Source organism: Micromonospora sp. HM134, assembly GCF_007833915.1.
Classification (GTDB): domain Bacteria; phylum Actinomycetota; class Actinomycetes; order Mycobacteriales; family Micromonosporaceae; genus Micromonospora; species Micromonospora wenchangensis.
The window spans coordinates 2,619,379-2,635,350 of sequence record NZ_CP041061.1 but is presented as its reverse complement, the minus strand read 5'-3'; the positions used below and the strand labels follow the sequence as shown (position 1 = coordinate 2,635,350).

At 69.9% G+C, this 15,972-nt stretch carries 14 protein-coding genes; 5 read left to right on the top strand and 9 right to left on the bottom strand.

What is annotated here, in order from left to right:
• Positions 1–16: 16 nt before the first annotated feature.
• From eutM to hydA, 5 genes are all read right to left on the bottom strand, one after another.
• Positions 17–316, bottom strand: coding sequence for an ethanolamine utilization microcompartment protein EutM (eutM, locus tag FJK98_RS11760; RefSeq protein ID WP_117230296.1), 300 nt, complete (start codon positions 314–316; stop codon positions 17–19).
• A gap of 90 nt (positions 317–406) precedes the next feature.
• Positions 407–2,437 carry a hydantoinase B/oxoprolinase family protein gene (locus FJK98_RS11755; RefSeq protein WP_145919055.1) on the bottom strand — a complete coding sequence of 677 codons (2,031 nt, stop codon included), beginning with the start codon at positions 2,435–2,437 and terminating at the stop codon, positions 407–409.
• Complete coding sequence (locus FJK98_RS11750) at positions 2,434–4,494, bottom strand: hydantoinase/oxoprolinase family protein (protein ID WP_205789419.1); 2,061 nt, start codon at positions 4,492–4,494, stop codon at positions 2,434–2,436. Before FJK98_RS11750 ends, FJK98_RS11755 begins: the two co-directional genes overlap by 4 nt.
• 114 nt (positions 4,495–4,608) lie before the next feature.
• Positions 4,609–6,192 carry an ABC transporter substrate-binding protein gene (locus FJK98_RS11745; RefSeq protein WP_168222427.1) on the bottom strand — a complete coding sequence of 528 codons (1,584 nt, stop codon included), beginning with the start codon at positions 6,190–6,192 and terminating at the stop codon, positions 4,609–4,611.
• Positions 6,193–6,351: 159 nt separating this feature from the next.
• Entirely contained in the window at positions 6,352–7,698 is a 1,347-nt protein-coding gene (hydA, locus tag FJK98_RS11740; RefSeq protein WP_168222426.1) for a dihydropyrimidinase, read from the bottom strand.
• A gap of 380 nt (positions 7,699–8,078) precedes the next feature.
• Between hydA and FJK98_RS33165 the strand changes: the two genes are divergently transcribed.
• From FJK98_RS33165 to FJK98_RS11730, 3 genes are all read left to right on the top strand, one after another.
• A complete protein-coding gene (locus tag FJK98_RS33165; RefSeq protein WP_168222425.1) occupies positions 8,079–8,867 on the top strand; it encodes a hypothetical protein in 789 nt (262 codons plus the stop codon).
• Positions 8,864–9,322, top strand: coding sequence for a dimethylsulfonioproprionate lyase family protein (locus FJK98_RS11735; RefSeq protein WP_168222424.1), 459 nt, complete (start codon positions 8,864–8,866; stop codon positions 9,320–9,322). Before FJK98_RS33165 ends, FJK98_RS11735 begins: the two co-directional genes overlap by 4 nt.
• Before the next feature lie 132 nt (positions 9,323–9,454).
• A complete protein-coding gene (locus FJK98_RS11730) occupies positions 9,455–10,945 on the top strand; it encodes a CoA-acylating methylmalonate-semialdehyde dehydrogenase (protein WP_145919050.1) in 1,491 nt (496 codons plus the stop codon).
• Between the two features lie 129 nt (positions 10,946–11,074).
• On the opposite strand, the gene FJK98_RS11725 is transcribed toward FJK98_RS11730, so the two are convergent.
• Genes FJK98_RS11725 through FJK98_RS11715 form a run of 3 tightly spaced genes read right to left on the bottom strand, consistent with a single transcriptional unit; the run spans position 11,075 to position 13,037 of the window.
• Positions 11,075–11,575: a DinB family protein gene (locus FJK98_RS11725; RefSeq protein WP_145919049.1), complete on the bottom strand. Its 501-nt coding sequence runs from the start codon at positions 11,573–11,575 to the stop codon at positions 11,075–11,077.
• Positions 11,575–12,213, bottom strand: a complete 639-nt coding sequence (locus FJK98_RS11720) for a bifunctional 2-polyprenyl-6-hydroxyphenol methylase/3-demethylubiquinol 3-O-methyltransferase UbiG (protein ID WP_145919048.1) — start codon at positions 12,211–12,213, stop codon at positions 11,575–11,577. The genes FJK98_RS11725 and FJK98_RS11720 overlap by 1 nt, the downstream gene beginning before the upstream one ends.
• The gene (locus FJK98_RS11715) at positions 12,210–13,037 is read right to left on the bottom strand and encodes an alpha/beta fold hydrolase (protein ID WP_240762958.1); all 828 of its coding nucleotides are present in this window, start codon (positions 13,035–13,037) and stop codon (positions 12,210–12,212) included. The genes FJK98_RS11720 and FJK98_RS11715 overlap by 4 nt, the downstream gene beginning before the upstream one ends.
• A 317-nt stretch (positions 13,038–13,354) precedes the next feature.
• Here FJK98_RS11715 and FJK98_RS11710 point away from each other — a divergent pair, with 317 nt between their 5' ends.
• Positions 13,355–13,942 (top strand): helix-turn-helix domain-containing protein, encoded by a 588-nt coding sequence (locus tag FJK98_RS11710; protein WP_145919046.1) that lies wholly within the window; start codon positions 13,355–13,357, stop codon positions 13,940–13,942.
• A gap of 64 nt (positions 13,943–14,006) precedes the next feature.
• On the opposite strand, the gene FJK98_RS11705 is transcribed toward FJK98_RS11710, so the two are convergent.
• Positions 14,007–14,855 carry a helix-turn-helix transcriptional regulator gene (locus FJK98_RS11705; protein ID WP_145919045.1) on the bottom strand — a complete coding sequence of 283 codons (849 nt, stop codon included), beginning with the start codon at positions 14,853–14,855 and terminating at the stop codon, positions 14,007–14,009.
• A gap of 128 nt (positions 14,856–14,983) precedes the next feature.
• Here FJK98_RS11705 and FJK98_RS11700 point away from each other — a divergent pair, with 128 nt between their 5' ends.
• Positions 14,984–15,970, top strand: a complete 987-nt coding sequence (locus FJK98_RS11700; RefSeq protein WP_145919044.1) for an aldo/keto reductase — start codon at positions 14,984–14,986, stop codon at positions 15,968–15,970.
• Positions 15,971–15,972: the final 2 nt, after the last annotated feature.

Here is a 15,972-nt window from a genome sequence, read left to right as displayed (position 1 = left end):
CACGCGGCGGCCCCGGTCAGGCCTTCGTTCCACCCCGGGTCGCCCCGGTCGGCAGGATCGCCTCGACCTCGCCGTGCGGACGCGGGATGACGTGCACGGAGACGACCTCACCGAGCCGGGAGGCGCTGGCCGCCCCGGCGTCCGTGGCGGCCTTGACCGCACCGACGTCACCCCGGACGACCACGGTGACCAGGCCACCGCCGACGTACTCGGTACCCACCAGGACCACGGTGGCAGCCTTGACCATCGCGTCGGCGGCCTCGATCGCCGCGACCAGGCCACGGGTTTCGATCATGCCGAGCGCGGACATCTGCAGGTCAGCCATGACAGTTCTCCTTCGAGAGTTCGTCGACGGGCGGGTGCCCGTCGTTCGCCCAGGGCCGTAGCGGCCCGAAGCGGTGGTGGATCATCGCCCGGTCAACTGCCGGGCGATGTGATGCACGAACACCTCCAGCGGCGACTGCGCCGCCGACTCCGGCCGGGCGGTCGACCCGGCGGGCCGCCCGCCGCCCGGCCCCGCCTCCGCGGCGGTCGGTCGGACCCGGGTGGCCACGGCGGGCGGGCCGGCGGTCGGCTCCTGCGGCCGTGGCGTCCGCGACGGATCACGCGGGGCCGCCAGCCCGGTCTCCGTCAGGCACCTGGCGGCCAGTTCCTCCAGCGTGCCGCCCCGGTTGAAGCGGGGCAGCTCCCCCCGGCCGGCCGCCAACCGTGCCCGCAACGCGCGGGTGCCGTCGAGGTCGACGGCACCGCCGGTGAGGACCACCCCGTACCGTCGGGCACCCTCGGCGGTGACCAGGCCCCGCTCGACGTCGTGTCGAACCAGTTCGGGGTCCCGTTCGAGCGGGTCTCCCCAGCCGCCACCACCCCAGGTCACGAAGTGCAGGAGGTCACCGGGGCGCACGGCGAGCCGATCGCACTTGGCCGGCACGACCTGCCGCGAGTCGTCAGGCCGCTCCAGGATCTTGGTCCCGCGTTCGCCCGGTTCACCGCCGAGCACCCCCCAGGGCTTGGTGAACCAACGGTCGTCGTGGATCGACACCTCGCCCGGTTCGAGAAACCGGTAGCCGACCCGGATGCCGTTGCCGCCCCGGTGCAGGCCCGCACCCCCGGAGTCCGGGACCGACTCGTAGGCTTCGATCCGCAGCGGGTAGTACGCCTCCAGGTACTCGTTCGGCACGTTGGTGAACGAGGGCCACATCGAGTGCCCGTCGAAGCCGTCGCCGACCGGCCGGGCGGGAACGCCCCCGAAGCCGATCTGGTAGAGCTGGAACCAGGTGCCGGAACGGTCCAGCCCGGAGTACATCAGGTGCGGGCTGGAGGAGAAGCCGGCGGCGGCGAGGAACTCCGGCTGACACTGCCCGAGCAGTCCGGCAAGGACGTCGAAGAGCCGGCCCAGCGCGTGGGTACGGCACGAGATGGCCGCCGGTCGGCGGGGCTTGAGCAGGCTGCCCTCCGGGATCCGGACGTCGACCAGGGGATAGAACCCGTCGTTGAACAGGATCATCGGGTCGACCGCCATGATCGTGTAGACCCCGAAGAACATCCGCAGGACGTTCTCGTTGAGCAAGAAGTTGATCGAGCCCTCGGCCTGCTCGCTGGTCCCGGTGAAGTCGAGCACCACCCGGTCGCCGGTACGCCACAGGGTGCACCGGATCCGGAACGGCCCCTGACCGCGCCCGTCGTCGTCGACGAAGTCCTCGAAGGTGACCGGCTGCTCCGGGACGACCTGGCGGAAGAGCTTCGCCATCGCCTGCCGGTTGCGCTCCAGCAGCAGGTCGAGCGTCGACAGGTAGGTGTCCGCGCCGAACCGTTCGCACAGTTCGCGTACCCGGGTCTCGGCGGTCCGGCAGGAGGCCAGCACCGCGTTCAGGTCCGCCCGGTTCCAGCTGGGCAGGCGAACCTGGTTCAGGATCGTGTCGAGGAGCTGCTGGTCGAGCGTGCCGCCCCGCAGCAGCTTCACCGGCGGGACGATCACCCCCTCCTCGTGGATCGACACCGCGTCGGTGGGGAGGCTGCCGGGCACCTTGCCCCCGACGTCGCTCATGTGGCCGAACATCGCCGCCCAGCCGACCAGCGACCCCTCGAAGTAGATCGGCAGCAGCACCAGCCAGTCGTTGGCGTGGCTGATGGCGCCCTCGCAGGCGTAGGGGTCGGAGGTGAAGAAGACGTCGCCCTCCTCGACGGTTCCGTCGTATCCAGACAGAAAACCGTCGATAAATGAGCCGAACTGGCCGGCGACCATCCGACCGTGCCGGTCGGCGATCAGCGGGAAGGCGTCGTGCTGTTCCCGGATGCCGGGCGACATCGCGGTCCGCAGGACCACGGCGTCCATCTCGAACCGGGCGTTGCGCAGCGCATTCTCGACGATGTCGAGCACCGCGGTCTCGACCCCGACCGGACCCTGCGGACGTGGGGTCTCGACGATGACCGCACTCATCGCGCCACTCCCTCCTCGGCGGGCAGGATGAGCAGGTTGCCCAGCCTGTCGACACGCGCGACGCAGCCCGGCAGCACCAGGCTGGTCGAATCCATCTCGACGACGATCGCCGGCCCGGGCAGCTCGTTGCCGGCCCGCAACGCCGTCCGGTCGTAGAGCGACGCCTCCTGCCAACCACCGTCGACGTACACCTGCTGCCGGCCGATCACCGCCCGGGACGCATCACGGTCACCCTGCTCGATCTCGACGGGCTTGATCCGTTCGGCGTCCGAGACCCCCACCGCCCGGATGTTGACGATCTCGTGCTGCTCGTCGAGGGCGAAGCCGAACAGCCGCCGGTGCGCCTCGTCGAAGCCGTGGCGCAGCTTGGGAAGCAGCGCCTCCCGCCGGGACGAGCCGACGTCGACGGAGACCTCGAAGCCCTGGCCGTGGTACCGGACGTCCGCCTCGTACCGGATGGTGCGAGCCTCAGCGGGCACCTCGGCCCGGTCGAACTCCGCGCCGATACGGGCCGCCAGCTCGGCGAACTCGCGCCCGAGGTGCTCCTCGTCAAGGTCGTCGAGCGGGCGCACCAGAGACTTGTTCGCCTCTGCCCGGACCCCGGTCGAGGCGTCTCCGTAGGCACAGAGCACCCCCGGCGACTGGGGGATCACCACCGGCCAGGATCCGAGGAGCTTGGCCAGGGCGTTGACGTGCAGTGGGCCGGCACCGCCGAAGCCGAACAGCGCGAACCGCCGCGGGTCGTAACCGCGCTGCACCGAGACCAGCCTCAGCGCACCGAGCATGTTCTCGTTGACGATGTCGACGATCGCGGCGGCGGCGGCCTCCACGGACACCCCGAGCCGGGACGCGACGGAGCCTACCGCCGTGCGGGCCTTGTCGACGTCGAGTGGCATCGCACCGCCCAGCAACGCGTGCGGGAGGTAGCCGAGCACCACGTTCGCGTCGGTGACCGTGGGAAGCACACCGCCACGACCGTAGGTCGCCGGGCCGGGCAGGGCACCGGCGCTGGCCGGTCCGACCCGCAGCGCGCCGGTCAGCTCGGGCACGTGCGCGATCGAACCCCCACCGGCGCCGACCGTCTGCACGTCGATGGACGGGGCCCGGACGGCCAGGTCGGCCACCGTCGTCTCGCGTCGGATGACCGGGGTGCCGTTCTCGATCAGGGCGACGTCGGTGGAGGTGCCGCCCATGTCCAGGGTGAGCAGGTCCGGGTGGCCGGCCGCCGGCCCGAGGGCCACCGCCGCCGCCACCCCTCCGGCGGGACCGCTCATCAGGAGGCTGACCGGGATGTCCTCGGCCCGTTCGAAGGTCATCAGACCGCCGTCGGAGCGGAGCACCCGGCGCTCACCGACCAGCCCTTCGGCGGTCAGTTTGACGCTCAGGTTGCGCAGGTACGAGCCGACACCGGGGCGGACGTAGGCGTTGGCCACGGTGGTCAGCGTCCGCTCGTACTCGCCCAACTCGGGGAGGACCCCAGCGGAGGTGGAGACCGGCAGGCCGGGTGCCTCGGCCACGGCGATCTCGGCCGCCCGCAGTTCGTGGGCGGGGTTGGCGTAGGAGTTGACGAAGCCGATGGCGAGGGCGTCCACCCCGCGCTCGACGAGGTGGCGGACCGCGTCGCGCACGGCCGCCTCGTCCAACGGTTCGATCTCCTCACCCCGGGCATCCAGGCGGCCCCCGACCTCGCGGACGTCCTCCAGCGCAACCAGTTCGGCCGGCCGGTCCCAGACGATCCAGCCGCCGAGTCCGCCCGGCACGAAGGACCTGGCGATGTGCAGGACCTGTCGGTAGCCGACGGTCACCACCAGGCCCACCCGGGCCCCACGCCGCTCCAGCACCGCGTTCGTGGCGACGGTCGTTCCGTGCAGGAACTGGCGGACGTCCGCCGCACGGGCCGCGGCGTCCGCGAGCACCCGGGTCACGCCTTCGAGCACCCCGACGGACTGGTCCTGGGGCGTCGAGGGCACCTTCGTCCGGCGGGTCCTCCCGGTCGCCTCTTCGATCAGAAGAACGTCCGTGAACGTGCCACCGACATCAACGCCTAGTCGGTACATCAGTGAACATCCTGCTTTCTCGAGTGCCGGTTTCGTCGGATATTCCAGCTTCTCGGTGGGCGTCCGGCTGGGCGGGTGTCCCCGTCACCGCGGTGGCGGGGACACCCGCCCGGGCTAGCCGATGGAGATGTCGTAGTAGTTGACGTGACCCTGGGAGTAGCTCACGAACCCGGTCACGCTCTTCTTGAACACGTAGTACTTCTGGGCGTCGACCAGTGGGACGGCCGGCATGTCGCCCACCATGAAGTCGTTGACCTGCTTGACCAACGCCTCCCGCTCGGCTCCCGGCTGGGTTTCGAGGATCTTGCGGGAGAGGCCGTCGAGCGTCGGTGAGCTGTAGTTCTGCAGGTTGGTCAGACCACCTGTGGAGTAGAAGACCTGCAGGTAGTAGGCAGGGTCGGGGATCAGCGGTGTGCTGGTGGCCAGCCAGGTCTGCAGCTTGCCCTCGCGTTTGGCGGTGTCGAAGTCCGCACCGGACGCCACGTTGTTCAGCTTCACGTCGATGCCGACCTTGGCCAGTTGCGACCGCAGCAGCACGGCCACCTGCTCGCTGTGCGCGCCGACGTTGGCCGCGTTGTAGGCCAGCTCCATCGGGAACCCGTTGGGCAGTCCGGCCTCGGCCAACAGCTGCTTGGCCCGGTCGACGTCGGTGGTCAGGGGCTGACCCGCCGCCGGCGCGCCGAAGTCGTCGTGCATGAAGTCGGTCGAGGCCACCGAGAAGCCCTGGTACGCGGAGTCGACGATCGCCTTGCGGTCGATGGCGTACGAGAGTGCCTGGCGGACCCGCTTGTCGTCGAAGGGCTTGGCCTTGAGATTCGGCACCAGCACGTCGATGTTCGGGTAGAGCACCCGTTCGAGTCGTACGTCGCTGTTGTTCTTCAACGACGAGAGCTGGTCGAAGGTCATCGCCGTGGCGACGTCGACCTGGCCGCTCTGGGCCAGCTGGAGCCGGTTCGACGTGTCGGCGACCGCCCGCACCACCACGTCCTTGACCTTGGGCACACCCCGGAAGTAGTTCTGGTTGGCGGTGAGCCGGACCTCCTTGCCCGGGTCGAACGACCGCACCTGGTAGGCGCCGAAGGTGGCGGTGTTCTCCCCCAGCCACTTGTAGGCGAACGGGTCGTCGGCGGTGGCGTGCTTCTTGGCCTCCACCGAGTCGTAGATCGTCATGAAGAACGTGCTCAGGATCGTGACGCTCACCGCGTTCGGCTTGGCCACGTTGATCGTGAAGGTCCTGTCGTCGGTGACGGTGATCGGGTTGGCGATGTCCCAGCCACCGACCCCCATCAGGATCTTGGCGATCGGCACACCGGTGCTCTTGACCATCCGGTCGACCGACCACTTCACGTCCTCGGCGGTCAGGGTGTTGCCGAACTGGCTCTTGGCCTCACGGAGCGTGAAGGACATCTGCTTGCCGTCCTCGCTCAGCTTCCAGGACTCCGCGAGCTCGGGCTCTATCTGGTCAGGTGTCTGGAGTGTCGTCGCGCCGGCCTCGGGCTTCTTGAAGCGCACGAGCGTTCCGGCGGTGTTCGGTAGTAGGTCGATCGAGATGAAGCCCTGGTAGCGCTCGGAGTCGAGACTCGACAGGACCCCGGGTGCGGCGATGGTCAGGGTCTGGCCGTTGCCGGCGTCAGACCTCTGCGCGTCGTTGCCGCCGCAGGCCGCGGAGGCAAGGCTCGCCACGGCGAGCACTGCCACGGCCCGCACCCGCACGGAACACGTCCCCATGCCGATACCTCCAATTGTGTGCAAGCTTGCTTTGTCCACCGCAACGAACCTGGTAAAGCGGATAACACGAGGGATGCTTGTATACAACTTGGTGTGTGTCAAGACTCTTCCCAGGTAGATCCCACCGACCTACGCCGCACGACGCGGCAGGAACCGACCGGCGTCCTGACGACCGACGAACCGGCCACGACGGGCGACGAGTTCACCCCGGAGGTAGACCGAGTCGATCCGTCCGGGCACGTGCCACCGCTCGAACGGGGTGTAGTCGCAGTCCTGCGTCATCGTCTGCGCGAGCACCACCGAGGCCGCCTGCGGATCGATCACGACGAGGTCGGCGTCCGCACCCGGCCGGATCACACCCTTGGTCGGGTACAGACCGAACCGGCGGGCCGGACCGGTCGACACCACGTCGACGAACCGCTCCAGGCTCAGCCGGCCGGACCGCACCCCGTGCCCGTACAGCAGCGGCACGCGGTGCTCGATCCCGGGCGCACCGTTGGGGATCCGCCTAAAGTCGTGCACACCCAGGGTCTTCTGACCGGCCATGCAGAACGGGCAGTGATCCGAGCTGACCACCGCGAGGGTGCCCTCTCGCAGCCCGCGCCAGAGTTCCTCGCGGTGTTCGCGACCGCGCAGCGGCGGGCTGACCACGTACTTCGCCGCCTCGAACCCGGGCTCGTGGTACAGACCCTCGTCGAGCAGCAGGTAGTGCGTACAGGTCTCACCCGAGATCGGGCGCCCCGCCGACTGGGCCTCGGCGACGGCGGCGACCGCACCTGCGGTGGACAGGTGCACGAAATACAGCGGGGCGTCGGCCAGGTTCGCGAGCATGATGCCACGCCGAACCGCCTCCACCTCGGTCTCGGGCGGCCGGGACAGCAGGTGGCCCAACGGCCCGGTCTTCCCCGCCCGGATGAGCCGCTCGGCCAGGACATCGATGACGTGACCGTTCTCGGCGTGCACGCAGAGCGTCGCGCCCAGCCGGCTCGCCTCGGTGAGGACCGTGAAGAGCTGCCCGTCGTCGAGCATGGCCAGACCCTTGTACGCCATGAACACCTTGAAGCTGGTCACGCCGTCGGCGACCACCAGCGCCATGTCGGCCACGAGATCCGGGTACGGCGACGTCACCGCCAGGTGGAAACTGAAGTCGATGGCGGAGCGGCCGCCGGCGCGGCCCGCCCACCGGGCCAGCACCTCGGGCAGACGCTCCCCCGACCGCTGGAACGCGTAGTCGACGTAGGTCGTGGTGCCACCCACAGCGGCGGCCCGACTCGCCGAGGCGTGGTCGTCCGAGGTGACGGCACCCATGAACGGCGTATCCATATGTGTATGCACATCGACGCCGCCGGGGATGATGATCTTCCCCCGTGCATCGAACGTCTCGACGTCCACCGATGGCGGAATCCTGCCGACCCGCTCGATGCGCCCCGAGTTAATGAGCACGTCAGTGATGCGAGCGCCGTCCTCGACGACCACCGTCGCACCAACAAGACCGAACCTTCGCGGCATCTCTCCCCGATCTGAGCAGATGAGGAAACGCAGCTAGCAGGGCAACTCGGATGCTGGATCGTATACAAACCGTCAAGCCAGGCACAAGGAGAACATCCGCAGCGCGTAGGACCGTCGCCTCCGTCCGGCCCGCCCGGCGGAGCGGGCCGGACGCGACGTCCACCACGCCCGGACCAACGGCAACACTCCCGACGGAGACTGTTGTTGCATACAACAAGGCAGCACTAGGCGGTCGGCGCGATCGCCAAGACGGCACAAAACCGCATCTAACTCGGGTTATGCCGGTCAAGCCTGGACGCGGTCAGCAGGATTACATACAATCCGACCCCAACGTGAAGGAGGCTACCGTGGCGCACACTGGCAAGCGTCGAGTCACCATCGAGGGGGTGCCCCAACGGGTGTGGCGGGAGGACGGACTGCCCTTCGGCCTCCTCACCCGGCACATCAACGGCGACCCGCAGACCGGCGCGCAGACCCTCGTCGTCGACGTGCCGCCCGGCTGGAGCATGCCGGAGCATTGGAACACCGCCGACCTCGAACTCCTGGTCCGCGCCGGCGACCTGACCGTCGCCGGCCGGCAGTGCCGGCCCGGGCACTACCTGTTCCTGCCGTCCGGCACCGGGCTCGGTCCGATCTCGTCGGAGGGCGGCGCGAGCTTGATCTTCTGGAGCGACTCCCGGTTCGAGGTCCGCACGGGCGAGCCGCCCGCACCGGCGAAACCGCTGAGCGAGACCGTCGACGTGTTCGACCCGGCGAACTGGTCGCCGGTGCAGGAGGCGTTCGCGGGCGTCACCGACACCAGCAGCCACGGCGACCTGGAGGTTCCTACCCAGTGCATCCGGCTGCGCAGGGTCGAGGACACCGGCAAGGACACCATCCTGTTCGTCCTGCCGCGCCGGTTCGCCAAGACCGCGCTGGAGTTCCACCACAGCACGGAGGAGATCTTCTTCCTCGGCGGCTGGTGCGCCACCGACCCGGAGCACGTCTACCACGCCGGTGAGTACCTCTGCTGGGAGCCGGGAGTCATCCACGGCGTGGTCTCCGGCTGGGAGGCCATCTGCCTGTCCAAGCACCACGGCCCGCTCACCAGCCCACAGATCCCGTTGGGTGCGACAAGCGTGGACGCCGAGCGGTGACGGCCCTGCCCGCCGGGGGCCGCCGGACAGCGGCCACCGACGCCGGAGCGGGCGCGCCGCGGTCGGGGTTCGTCATCCACCGCGACGACCTGGAGTACGAGTTGATCTCCAGCCTCAACCACAACGCGGAGGATGAGGGATCGGTGCACCGCCTCGTCGACCGGCACCGGACAGGCGACCCCCGATGCGAGTTCCTCACCGGCGTCTACCGGATGGAGCCGGGCATGACGCACCCGCTGCACCTGCACGCCGACTCGGCCGAGTTCTACTACGTCCTGTCCGGTACGGCACTGTTCACGCTGGCCGGCGAGCGGTTCGAGGCGGGGCCGGGCACCGCCATGTACATCCCCGCCGGGGTCAGCCACGCGATCAGGACCGGCGGCACGCACGGCATGGAACTGCTGTATTCCTTCAGCACCCCCGACCTACGAGGCGTCGGCACCCGGTGGCTCTAGGCAGCACGCACGGCCGGCGATCCGCCCACGCACACCCCGGTGGCATCTGACGGTTCACCCGGCCACCACACCCACCAGACAGCAGGACGAATCAGGCGACGCTCATCGCGTCAGGCAACGAAGGAGAGTGCGGTGCGCAGCATCGAGCACTGGATCGGCGGGGCGTCCGTCGCCGGCAGCGAGTACACGACGGTGTACCAACCCGCGACCGGCGAGCCCCAGGCACAGGTCGCCGTCGGCGGCCGCTCCGAGGTCGACCGCGCCGTCGCGGCGGCGGTGACGGCCCACCGGTCGTGGGGCGAGATGTCGCTGTCCCGGCGCACCAAGGTGCTGTTCCGGATGCGCGACCTGGTGGAACGGCACGAGGGTGACCTGGCCCGACTGATCACCGCAGAGCACGGTAAGACGGTTGAGGACGCGCGCGGCGAGGTGATCCGGGGTCGCGAGGTGGTCGAGTACGCCTGCGGCATCCCGGAACTGCTCAAGGGTGCCTACTCCGACCAGGTCTCCACCGGCGTGGACTCGTACTCCCTGCGGGCGCCGCTCGGGGTGTGCGCGGGAATCACACCGTTCAACTTCCCCGTCATGGTGCCGATGTGGATGCACCCGATCTCCATCGCCTGCGGCAACACGTTCGTGCTCAAGCCGAGTGAGCGTGACCCGTCCGCGTCGAACCTCGTCGCCCAGTTGTACGCCGACGCCGGCCTGCCGGACGGGGTGTTCAACGTGGTGCACGGCGGCAAGGCCGCCGTGGACGCGCTGCTCGACCACCCGGACATCGCCGCGGTGTCGTTCGTCGGCTCCACCCCGATCGCACGGTACGTGCACGAACGCGCCGCTTCCTCCGGCAAGCGGGTCCAGGCGCTGGGCGGGGCGAAGAACCACGCCGTGGTGCTGCCCGACGCCGACCTGTCCGACGCCGCACGCCAGATCACCTCGGCGGCGTACGGCTCGGCGGGGCAACGGTGTATGGCGATCTCCGCCGTGGTCGCGGTCGGATCGGCCGGTGACGAGTTGATCGAGCTGCTCGACAGGGAGGTCGCCGCGATCGTGGTGGGTCCCGGCGACCAGGACGCCTCGCAGATGGGTCCGCTGGTCACCGGCGAGGCGCGCGAGCGGGTCATCACCGCCGTCGACGAGGCGGAGCGGGCCGGGGCGACCGTGGTCGTCGACGGCCGGGGGCTACGGGTCGACGGCCACGAAGGCGGATACTTCGTCGGACCGTGCCTGCTGGACCGGGTCACCCCCGGGATGTCCGCATATCAGCAGGAGGTCTTCGGCCCGGTGCTGGTCGTGCTCCGGGCCGACACCCTGGACGAGGCCATCGACATCATCAACGCCAACCCGTACGGCAACGGCACCGCGTTGTTCACCGCGAACGGGGCATCGGCCCGCCGGTTCGTCAGGGGCGTCACGGTGGGCATGATCGGTGTGAACGTCCCGCTGCCGGTCCCCATGGCCTACCACTCCTTCGGTGGCTGGAAGGCGTCGCTCTTCGGCGACACCCACATCCACGGTCCGGAGGGGGTGTCGTTCAACACCCGTGGCAAGGTCGTCACCAGTCGGTGGCCGGCCCAGGCCGAGACGTCCCCCTCGGACCTCCGCTTTCCTACCGCGACATGACGAGTCGACCGCCCGCATCGTGCCGGTAGAAAACCGGGGCAGTCTCCGGGACCGGCCGAGTCGGGCACGTCCGGTCACGCAACAGATGAGCGCGTGCGGGTGGCGATGGGGAGTTGGCTGCAGTGGCTGTCAGCGGCCGGTGGCTCCGTCGATTCTCTCGCGGATGATGTCGGCGTGCCCGGCGTGCCGTCCGATCTCCTCGATCATGTGGACCAGCACCCATCGCTGCGACGGCGGCAGGGCGCGGCCCGGCGGCCGGGGTGCCGGGCGGGTCAGATCGGTCCAGGTGTCGATGACCTGGTTCGCCTGCGCGATCGTTGCCCGGTAGCGGGCGAGCAGGCCGTCGACGGTCTCGTCACGGGTGGGCCGGAAGGTGCGGCGCATGTTGGTGATCGGTTCTTCGAGGAAGTAGAACCTCTCGACGGCGGTCACGTGTTTGATCAGCCCGAGGAGGTTGGTGCCGGAGGGCACTTCGGCGGTGCGGACCTCGGGCTCCGGCACGTCGGCGACCTTGTCCATGATCGCGTTGCGGAGGTAGTCGATGAAGCCGACCAGAGCGTCCTTCTCCCCGGGGGCGGTCCACGCGGGACCGGTGTCCTTGCGTTTCCTGGTTCGGGTGGTTGGCGGCATCAGCTTTTCCGATCATGTCGTTGGATGAGCAGGACGTTGTCGGTGACGGTGGCGGTCCGGCCCCCCGGTCCGGTGGCCCGGCGGTGCGGCGTGTCGGCGCGTACGACGGACCACCGGTCCGGGTCGAGGGCGAGCTCGGCCGCGGTCTCGCCGGGTGAGGGGTGCTGCGTGTCGGCATCTTTGTTCCATGACCAGGGTGCGGTCGAGCCGTGGTCGACGATCAGGAGATGACCGCCGGGGCGCAGGGCGTGCGCCGCGGTACGCAGGACTCGCGTGCGATCCAGCGCGAAGGGGGTGTGCAGGTACTGCGCGGAGATCAGGTCGAACTGCCCGTCGGGGAAGCTCCGGGCCAGATCGTGCTGTTCGCCGGTCACCCGGCTGTCGATGCCGAGTTGCCGGGAGCGTGCGCGCACCCGTTCCACGGCGGCGCTGGAGATGTCCACGGCGGTGACCCGCCAGCCGTGCCGGGCGAGCCAGATGGTGTCGCCGCCGGCGCCGCATCCCAGGTCGAGGGCGTCGCCGGGATGCCGTGTCCCGGCTGTCTCTTCCAGTACCGGATTGGGGTTCCCAGCGGAGCCGCCGCGCCGGGCGCGGTGGTGCTGTTCCCAGAACGACTCGGCATCGGGTGCACCGGTCACCGGTCCGCTCCCCTCGCGAGGAACGTCACCAGTTCGGTGGTGACGAATTCCGGGTTCTCCTGGATCAGCCAGTGCCCGGCCCTGGGCACCTCCACGGCGCGGGTGATGTTGGACATGAGGGGCTGGACCGTCGAACGGGTGAAGTCGAGCGTGCCCTCGGCCGTCAGCAGCATCGTCGGCATGCTGATCGGCTTCACGGCCTTGTTGTCCCGTTCGTCCTGGTCCAGGGTGCGGTAGAGCTCGAACCCACCGGTGAGCACCTGTGGGCGCTGGTACGTGCGGGCGTATTCGTCGATCTGCTGCGCGGTGAAAGGAGCCTTCGCACCCGGCCCGCCGAAGCTGGTCCCACCATAGGCAACATACCCGTAGAAAAGAGACAGATAGCTTCGTACGTCGTCGTCGACCAGCAGCTCGGGGAACCCGTCCTGGTCGTGGAACGACATGTGCCAGCTCGCCTGCCGGTAGGCGTTCGCGCTGAGGGCGGGGCCGGGCATCGGGTAGTCGAGGTGGGCGTACCTGACGACCTCGGCCGGGAACTGTGCGGCGTACTGGAACGCCACACCGGCACCGAGATCGTGCCCGACCAGGTTGATCTTGTTCAGCCCCAGTGTGCCGGCGAGCAGCCGGTGGACGTGGCGGGCCAGGGTGGCCTTGTCGTAGCTGGACGGCGCGCCCTCGCTGTCGCCGAGTCCCGGCAGGTCAAGCGCGTACACGGTGTGTTTCTCGGCGAGCGCCGGCATGATCTCGCGCCACGAGTACCACGACTGGGGCCAGCCGTGCAGGAGGACGAGCGGCTCGCCGGTGCCACCGGTGACGTAGTGCATCGTCACGCCGTCGACGTCGGCTGTCTCGTGGGTGAATTGACGGTTGAACGCGGCGTCATCCCGGGTGGCCGCGTCGTGACCTGTCGCGGCGGTGGCGTCCGCTTGCCGCGACGTCGTGTCCCGCGCCCCGCCGCCGGTGGTCGTGCAGGCTGTCGTCAGGACGAGCGCGGCCGTGACGGCTGCGACGGTGCGCGGCCACCGGGCCGCCGGTCGCGAAGTTGCTGCTGATGTGAGCATCGGTTGCTTACCTCCGCCACCAGCATCACCAGCGGCGTTGCCTATTGGCGAGAAACGTTGCGGATCCGCATCATGGGCTCATGAACGTCACGCCGCACGACGTCCTTGCGGGCGTCGGCCCACGCCTGCACGCGCTGCGCAAGACCCGGGGCATCTCCCTGGCCGCCCTGGCGGCAGAGACCGGGCTGACCGCAAGCACGCTGTCGCGTCTCGAGAACGGGAAACTGCGCCCGACACTGGAGCAACTGCTGCCGCTGGCACGGGCGCACGGCGTCCCGCTCGACGAACTGGTCGCGGCCCCGCCCACCGGCGATCCACGCATCCACCTACGGCCCGTACGACGGTCCGGCTTCACCGTCGTGCCGTTGACAAGACGTCCCGGAGGCATCCAGGCCTACAAAGTGATCTACCCACCGGCCGGTGGATCGGCCACGACGACACTGCAGACCCACGAGGGGCACGAATGGTTCTACGTGCTCAACGGACAGGTCAGGCTCATCCTCGGTGACCAGGAATACCGGCTGGGCCCCGGCGAAGCCGCCGAGTTCGACACCCGTGTCCCGCACCAGATCGGCAGCGCCGACTCCCAGCCCGCAGAGCTGCTCACGCTCTTCGGCGCCCAGGGCGAACGCGCCCACCTGTCGCCCTGGCCGACCTCGCCCGCCTGAACGAACCGGCTCGGGAGCAGACACTTCACCCGAGCCGGGTCGAGGGTGGACGCGTTCATCGCCGTCAGTGGGGCACGCCGGCCGGGAACTCCTCGACCCCCAGCACGCGCAGCAGCTCAAGCCGCTCCCTGGCCTCGGCGTCGGCCGGGGTCAGCACCAGCAACTGCTGGCCGAGATCGGGAGTGACCAGGGTTTCGCAGTCCATCGTGAGGTGACCCACGCGCGGATGCCTGAACGTCTTGCGGTCGGCCCGGCGTACCGCCACCTCGTGCTCGGCCCACAGCCGCCGGAAGTCGTCGCTCGCCGCCCGTAACCGTTCGATCAGGCCCGTCACGGTCGGGTCGCCGGCCCGCCGGCCGGCCACCGCACGCAGGTCGGCGACCTGCTGGCGGGCGTGCCGCCGCCATTCCTCGGGGCCGTGGAGGTCACGGACGGCGGGGTCGGTGAAGTAGCGGTAGACGACGTAGCGGCGGTCGCCGGTCAGCCCGGTGTGGTCGCCGCCGAGCAGGATCGACATGCGGTTCTGCGCCAGGACCTCGCCGAGGTCGGACAGGACCATGGCGGGGGTGTCGCCCACCAGGTCGAGCAGGCGGACCAGGCCGGCTCGGGCCAGGCGGGCGACACCCTCGGGGGGTGGCGGCTGGTGGCCGGCCAGGTGGAACAGGTGGCTGCGCTCGTCGTCGGTCAGGCGCAGGGCCCGGGCCAGGGCGCCGAGCAGTTGGGTCGACGGCTGGCTGCTGCGGCCCTGCTCAAGGCGGACGACGTAGTCGACGGACATGCCGGCGAGCATGGCGACCTCCTCGCGGCGCAGGCCGGCGGTGCGGCGGCGGGGGCCGTCGACGAGGCCGACCTCGGCGGGGCGGATGGCCTCGCGCCGGCGTCGCAGGAAGTCGGCGAGCTGCTCACGCTGCATGCCTCCATGCTGCCCCCGGGGCCGGCACCGAGCCAGGGAGCGGCGCTCCCACGACAAACGCTCCGCTGCCGGCGGGCCGGAAAGCCACGCACGGTGGAGCCGAGATCGACCGACGAGGGAGAGTTTCGATGCAGACACGCACGCTGGGCAACACGGGTCCCACGGTTTCCGCGGTGGGGCTGGGGGCGATGAGCATGTCGGGCGCGTACGGGCCGGCCGATCGTGGGGAGAGCATCGCCACCGTACGGGCCGCGCTGGACGCGGGGGTCACGCTCATCGACACCGGCGACTTCTACGGCATGGGGCACAACGAGCTGCTGCTGTCGGAGGCGTTGCGGGGACGCGACCGGGACAGCTATCTGCTGAGCGTGAAGTTCGGGCAGCAGGTGGGGCCGGGAATACGGTTCGCCGGCCAGGACTCCCGCCCGGATTCGGTGCGCAACTTCCTGAGCTACTCGCTGACCCGGCTCGGCGTCGACCACGTGGACATCTACCGGCCGGCCCGACTCGACCGGTCGGTGCCGGTCGAGGACACGATCGGCGCGATCAAGGACATGATCGACGCCGGCTACGTACGGTACGTGGGGCTCTCCGAGGTCGACGCGGAGACCGTCCGCCGGGCGCATGCCGTACACCCGGTTGCTGATCTCCAGATCGAGTATTCGCTGCTGTCGCGTGCGGTCGAGGCCGACGTGCTGCCCACGCTGCGGGAGCTGGGCATCGGGCTGACCGCGTACGGGGTGCTGGGCCGTGGCCTGCTCTCGGGGAACTGGGTGCCGGGGCGGGCGGACGATCCGCGTAACCACGCTCCCCGCTTCTCCGCCGGGAACGCGTCGCACAACCTGGCCCTGGTGGAGGCGTTGCGCCGGGTCGCCGACGCGAAGGGGTGCACGGTGGCGCAGTTGGCGATCGCCTGGGTGGCGGCGCAGGACCCGTCCATCGTTGCGCTGGTCGGTGCGCGCACCCGGCAGCGGCTGGCCGAGGCGTTGCCGGCGCTGGACGTGCCGCTGTCGGCCGGCGACCGCGAAGAGATCGAGGCGGCCGTGCCGAAGGGCGCCGCGCGCGGCGACCGTTACCCGGCGGCGTTCATGGCGAGCCTCGGCGTCGGCAACTGAAC